A 6336-nucleotide genomic window follows, 5' to 3' on the forward strand; every position below is an offset into this window, starting at 1 on the left:
GGCGGGGGTCCCTCCCACGCCGCCCGGGCAGTGGGGGAAGGCCGGCGGGGGACGGAGCGGCTGCCGATGCCGGCGGCACGGGTCCCGGACAGCGACCAGGAGGCACGGTAGGACATGTGTGGCATCGCAGGCACGTACCGGTGGCCGGACGGGAAGGCCGTGGCCGACCGGCTCACCGATGTCCTCGCCCATCGCGGTCCGGACGGGGCGGGCCGGTACAGCCGCCCCGTCGGCGACGGCGAGGTGCACCTCGGGCACCGCCGGCTGGCCATCGTCGACCTGTCGGAGACCGGCGCCCAGCCGATGGTCTCGGGCGGCCTCGTCCTGACGTACAACGGCGAGCTGTACAACGCGCCCGAGCTGCGTACGGAGCTGACGGCCGCCGGGGTGCGCTTCCGCGGCACCTCCGACACCGAGGTGGTCCTGGAGGCCTGGCGGCGCTGGGGCACGGACTGTCTGCCCCGGCTGCGCGGCATGTTCGCGTTCGGGATCTTCGACGAGCGGACCGGCGAACTGGTGCTGGCCCGGGACCAGTTGGGCATCAAGCCGCTGTTCCTGCTGCGACGCGGCACGGGTCTGGTGTTCGCCTCCGAGCTCAAGGCGCTCGCCGCGGTGACCGGCGGGTCGCTGGAGGTGGACCCCGCGGCCCTCGTGGCCTCGCTGCTGTACTACTGGGTGCCGGACTCGCGGTGCGCGTTCCGCGAGGCGGAGAAGCTGCCGCCGGGGAGCTGGCTGAGGTGCCGGCCCGACGGCCGGGTGGAGCGCGGCCGGTTCTGGAACCTGAGGGACGTCGCCGCCGAGGGCCGGGAGCGGGCCCTGGCCGGCGAGCGGCCGGACCTGGCCGCCGTCGTCGAGGAGTCGACCCGGCGGCACCTGCTCTCCGACGTGCCCGTGGCGACCTTCCTCTCCGGCGGCCTCGACTCCAGCTACCTGACCGCGCTGGCCGCCCGCCACCGACCCGGGATCTCCGCCTACACGATCGGGTTCCGCGCCGAGGACGCCAGGTTCGAGGCGATGCCGGACGACCTGCGGTACGCCCGGCGGGTGGCCGAGCGGTTCGGCGTCGACCTGCACGAGATCGAGATCGCCCCGGACGTGCTCGACCTGCTGCCGCGGATGACGTACCACCTGGACGAGCCGATCGGCGACCCCGCCGCCATCAACACCTTCCTGATCTGCTCGGCCGCCCGGGAGGCCGGGGTCAAGGTGATGCTGTCGGGGATGGGCGCCGACGAGCTGTTCGCCGGGTACCGCAAGCACCTGGCCAACCTGATCGCGCTGCGCTACCAGCGCGTCCCTCGGCCGCTGCGGCGCGGGGTGTCCGCGGCGGTGGACCGGCTGCCGGTCGCGACGAGTCGCCGGGGGTACCGGTCGGTGCGCTTCGCGAAGCGGTTCCTCTCCTTCGCCGACCTGCCGGAGGAGACCGCGTTCCGGCGCAGCTACACCATGTACGACCGGGACGAGCTGCTCGCCCTGATCGACCCCGACCTGGCCCCGGCGGTCGACGACGTGCTGACCGAGCACGCGGACACCTACCAGGACAACGACCTCGACGACTTCGTCAACCGCATGTGCCTGGGCGACGCCCGGATGTTCCTGCCGGGCCTGAACCTCGCCTACACGGACCGCTCCAGCATGGCCGCGTCGACCGAGGTGCGGGTGCCGTACGTGGACGTCGAGGTGGTGAAGGCGGCGTTCGCCTTCCCCGGCGACCGCAAGATCGCCGGACGGCAGGGCAAGGCCGTCCTCAAGGAGGCGGCCACGTCGATCCTGCCGCGGGAGATCGTGTACCGGCCCAAGGGCCTGTTCAGCGCCCCGCTGCGGGCCTGGATGAGCCGGGACCTGGCGCCGCTGGTGCGCGAGGTGGTCGACGACGGCGAGCTGGTCCGTTCCGGGATCCTGCGCCGCGACGCGCTTCAGCGGCTCGTCGCCGAGGACGCCGCCGGGCAGCGGGACTTCTCCAAGCATCTGTGGCACGTGCTGACCCTCGAGTACTGGTACCGCGGCGCGACCTCCAAGGCCGGCCAGACCCCTTCCTTGACGGCGTAGAGAACAAGAGGACTTCCGGTGAAACAGGTTGTGCAGAACTACAAGAGCGGCGAGCTGGCGCTGCTCGACGTGCCGGTGCCGGGCTGCAAGCCGGGCGGTGTGCTGGTGCGGAGCGCGTACTCGCTGATCTCCACCGGGACCGAGCTGATGAAGGTCTCCGAGGCCGGCATGTCGATGGTGGGCAAGGCCCGTTCCCGGCCGGACCAGGTGGCGAAGGTCGTGCAGAGCGTGGCCACCAACGGGGTGCCCGCCACCTACCGCAAGGTGATGGGCAAGCTGGACTCCTACACGCCGCTGGGCTACTCGCTGTGCGGGGTGGTCGAGCAGGTCGGCGCCGGGGTCGACGACGTGAAGGTCGGCGACCTGGTGGCCTGCGCCGGCAACGAGCACGCGCTGCACGCCGAGCTGAACTGGGTGCCGAAGAACCTCTACGCCCGGGTGCCGGACGGTCTCGCGCCGCGGCACGCGGCCTTCGGGACCGTCGGGTCGATCGCGCTGCAGGGCGTCCGCCAGGGCGAGTCGCGGCTCGGCGAGGTGGCGCTGGTCATCGGCCTCGGGCTGATCGGGCAACTGGTGGTGCAGCTCCTCGCCGCCTCGGGGGTACGGGTCGTCGGGGCCGACCCCGATCCGGCGCGCTGCGAGCTCGCCGAGCGCCTGGGCGCGGCGGCCTGCGGCGATCCCGCGTCCGCGGCCGTGGAGAATGCCGTCGCCGAACTCACCGACGGTCACGGCGTGGACCAGGTGTACCTGGCCGCCGGCGGCGGCAGCAACCAGCCCGTCGAGCTGGCCGCCCGGCTCTGCCGGGACCGGGGCCGGGTCGTCGACATCGGCAAGTGCCGTCTGGACCTGCCGTGGAACGCGTACTACGAGAAGGAGCTCGACGTCCGGTTCTCCCGTTCGTACGGCCCCGGGCGTTACGACCCGGAGTACGAACTGGAGGGGCGGGACTACCCGATCGGCTATGTGCGCTGGACCGAACGCCGCAACCTGGCGTGCTTCCTCGACCTCGTCGCCCGCGGTGGCGTCGACGTGGAGCCCCTGGTCTCCCACGTCGCCGACTTCGACGACGCCGTCGAGACGTACCGGAGCCTGAAGGACGGCGAACTGAAGGCCGTGGCCGTGCTGTTCCGGTACCCCGGGCAGGAGGTCGAGGCGGAGGCCCCGGTGGTGGCCGTGCCCGCCGTGAACGTGAAGCGGAGCCCGGTGCGGGCCGCCGGGACGCCGGTGCGCCTCGCGTTCGTCGGCGCGGGCAACTACGCGTCGTCGATGCTGCTGCCGCACCTGGCGCGGCGCGACGGCGTCGAGCTGTCGACGGTCGTCACCACGACGGCGCTGTCCGGGGCCAACGCGCAGCGCAAGTTCGGCTTCACGGCGGCCACCACCGATCTCGACGCCGTGCTCGGCGACAGTGCCGTCGACGCGGTGTTCGTGGTCACCCGGCACAGCTCGCACGCCGAGCTGACCCGGAAGGCGCTGCTGGCCGGCAAGGCGGTGTTCGTGGAGAAGCCGCTGGCGCTCACCGAGGACGAACTGGCCGGTGTGCTCGCCGCGGTGGAGGAGTCCGGCAACGACCGGCTCCAGGTGGGCTTCAACCGCCGGTTCGCGCCGCTGCTGCAGGAGGCCAGGAAGCGGTTCGGCGCCCGGACCGGTCCGGCGAGCCTGCGCTACCTGGTCAACGCGGGCCGTCTCGACCACGGGAGCTGGTACCTGAGGCAGGACACCGAGGGCTCGCGGTTCGCCGGTGAGGGCGGGCACTTCATCGACACGGCGAGCTGGCTGCTGGAGGCCGACCCGGTCTCGGTGTACGCGGTCGCCCCGTCCGGCAACGAGGACCTCCAGGTCGTCCTGCGCTACCCGGACGGGTCCACGGCAACGATCAGCTACGTCACCACCGGATCGTCCGGGTTCCCCAAGGAGACGCTGGACCTCATCGCGGACGGCAAGGTGCTGCGGCTCGACGACTTCGTCCGCGCCTCGGTGTTCGCGGACAGCGGGGCCGGCCGCAAGCGGTGGGTCAGTTCGCGGCTGCCCAAGGCCCGGGACAAGGGCCAGAACGCCGAACTGGCCGCGTTCGTCAAGGCCGTACGGACCGGCGGGCCGATGCCGGTGCCGCTCGAGTCGCTGGTCGCCACCACGGCGGCCACCCTCGCCGTACGGGCCGGCCTGGCCCAGGGCGCGCCGGTGACGCTCACGGGGGCGCGATGACCATGAGCGCGGGGTGGTACCTGCGGCGGCTGTCCCGGATGGGGCCGCGGGAGATCGGCGGCCGGGTGGGCGACACGGTGCGCAGACGGCGGTGGCGGTCGGCGCCGCCGGACTGCCCGGACGTGACCGGCGCCCGGTTCACCGCGGTCCTGCCCCCGGGGGCGGTCGCCGCGGTGCCGCCGGACGCCGCGAAACGTCTCGTCGCCGAGGCGGACCGGCTGATGGCCGGGCACGCCGAGTTCTTCGGGGTGGACCGCGACGACCTGATCGACCCGGACTGGTGGTACGACCCCAAGACCGGACGCCGGGCTCCCTCGGGTTACGCCTTCGACGTGCCGTACCGCGACGAGGACGCGGTCGGGGACATCAAGCAGATCTGGGAGCCGTCCCGGCACCAGTACCTCACCCGGCTCGCCGCCGCCTACGCGGTCACCGGGGACGAGCGGTACGCCGAGCGGGTGGCCGAGCACCTGCGGTCGTGGTGGGCGGCCAACGCGCCGCTGCGCGGGGTGCACTGGGTCAGCGGCATCGAGCTGGGGATCCGGCTGCTGTCCTGGGTGTGGATCCGCCGGCTGCTCGACGGCTGGCCGGGCGCGGCCGCCCTGTTCGAGGACAACCCGGTGGCGCGGAACCAGATCTGGCACCACCAGCGCTGGCTGGCCGCCTTCCCCAGCCGGGGCTCCTCGGCGAACAACCACGTCGTCGCCGAGGCCGCCGGGCAGTCCGCCGCGGCCTGCGCGTTCGGGTGGTTCCCCGAGTCGGCGCGCTGGCGGGCCGAGGCACTGCGGTCGCTGGACCGGCACCTGCGGGCCAACACGTTCCTCTCCGGCCTCAACCGCGAGCTGGCCACCGAGTACCACGGGCTCGTGCTGGAACTCGGTCTGGCCGCGGTGGCGGAGGCGGACGCCGCCGGTGTGCCGGTGCCCGCGACGGTCCGGCTGGTGCTGCTGCGGATGACCGACGCGCTCGCGGCCGTCGTGGACAACCGGCTGCGGCCGCCGCGCCAGGGGGACGCGGACGACGGGCACGGTCTGGTCGTGGACGGCGCGGGCACCGACCGCTGGGGCTCGCTGCTGGCCACCGGGGACGCCGTGTTCGGCCGGCTCGACTGGTGGCCGGAGGTGACCGGCACCGATGTGCGCACCCCGCTGCTGGCCGCGCTCGTCCGGCCGTACGCGGAGAGGGGGACCGCTCGCCCGGCGAGCCGGCCGGCCCACTTCGCCGACGCGGGGATGACCGTCCTGCGCGGTCCGGAGGAGATCTGGTGCCGCTGCGACGGCGGTCCGCACGGGTTCCTGTCCATCGCCGCGCACGCCCACGCGGACGCGCTGTCCGTGGAGGTCCGGCACGACGGGGTCGACGTGCTCGCCGACCCGGGGACGTACTGCTACCACGGGCAGCCCGAGTGGCGGCGGTACTTCCGGTCGACCCTCGGCCACAACACCCTGCAACTGGACGGCGGTGACCAGTCCGTCTCCGGCGGCCCGTTCCTGTGGACCCGGCACGCCCGAAGCCGCGTCCTGGCCGTGGACACGTCCGGCACCCTCGGCGAAGGGACGGTCAGCTGGTGCGCCGAGCACGACGGTTACCGTCCTTCCGTGCACCGCCGCCGGGTGGAACTGACGTCCATCACACGGGAGTTGAGGGTGGTCGACGAGGTGCGCGGCCCGCGCCGGGAGGTGCGCCTGGCGTTCCACCTCGGCCCGGAGATCACCGCGGACCTGGTGGGGAACCGGGCCGTGCTCACCTGGACCCGGGACGGCGAGGACCGCTCCGCGGTCCTCGACCTGCCCGGGCGGCTTTCCTGGCGGGCGCACCGCGGCGAGACCGAGCCGCCGCTGGGCTGGTACTCCGCCGGCTTCGGACGCAGGGAACCCATCACCACGCTGGTCGGCACCGGCTCCGCCGACGGCACGGAGAAGTACGTCACCGTCCTCGGCTTCCGCGGTCAGGGGGCCTGATCCGTGGGGACGAAGTGGCGGCACCGGGCGTTACCGGCGGCACCGCTGACGCTGGTCCTGCTGGCGGCGGCGACCGGCTGCGACGGCGGCACGCCGGACGCGCGGCCGAAGCCGACCGCCA

General features: G+C 73.5%; 3 protein-coding genes. All 3 read left to right on the forward strand.

Annotated features, from left to right (window positions below):
- The first annotated feature begins 114 nt into the window (after nt 1–114).
- Genes asnB through B7767_RS19655 form a run of 3 tightly spaced genes read left to right on the forward strand, consistent with a single transcriptional unit; the run spans nt 115 to nt 6215 of the window.
- Nucleotides 115–2049 carry an asparagine synthase (glutamine-hydrolyzing) gene (asnB, locus tag B7767_RS19645; RefSeq protein ID WP_085573330.1) on the forward strand — a complete coding sequence of 645 codons (1935 nt, stop codon included), beginning with the start codon at nt 115–117 and terminating at the stop codon, nt 2047–2049.
- An 18-nt stretch (nt 2050–2067) separates the two neighbouring features.
- Nucleotides 2068–4254 carry a bi-domain-containing oxidoreductase gene (locus B7767_RS19650; protein ID WP_085573331.1) on the forward strand — a complete coding sequence of 729 codons (2187 nt, stop codon included), beginning with the start codon at nt 2068–2070 and terminating at the stop codon, nt 4252–4254.
- Nucleotides 4251–6215 (forward strand): alginate lyase family protein, encoded by a 1965-nt coding sequence (locus B7767_RS19655; RefSeq protein WP_085573332.1) that lies wholly within the window; start codon nt 4251–4253, stop codon nt 6213–6215. The genes B7767_RS19650 and B7767_RS19655 overlap by 4 nt, the downstream gene beginning before the upstream one ends.
- The last annotated feature ends 121 nt before the right edge of the window (nt 6216–6336 follow it).

Source organism: Streptomyces sp. 13-12-16 (assembly GCF_002114215.1).
In the GTDB taxonomy this organism is placed as follows: domain Bacteria; phylum Actinomycetota; class Actinomycetes; order Streptomycetales; family Streptomycetaceae; genus Streptomyces.

What these genes read in the sequence shown, in the direction of transcription:
- asnB (WP_085573330.1), top strand. Translation starts at nt 115, where the DNA reads ATGTGTGGCATCGCAGGCACGTACCGGTGGCCGGACGGGAAGGCCGTG.
- B7767_RS19655 (WP_085573332.1), top strand. Translation starts at nt 4,251, where the DNA reads ATGACCATGAGCGCGGGGTGGTACCTGCGGCGGCTGTCCCGGATGGGG.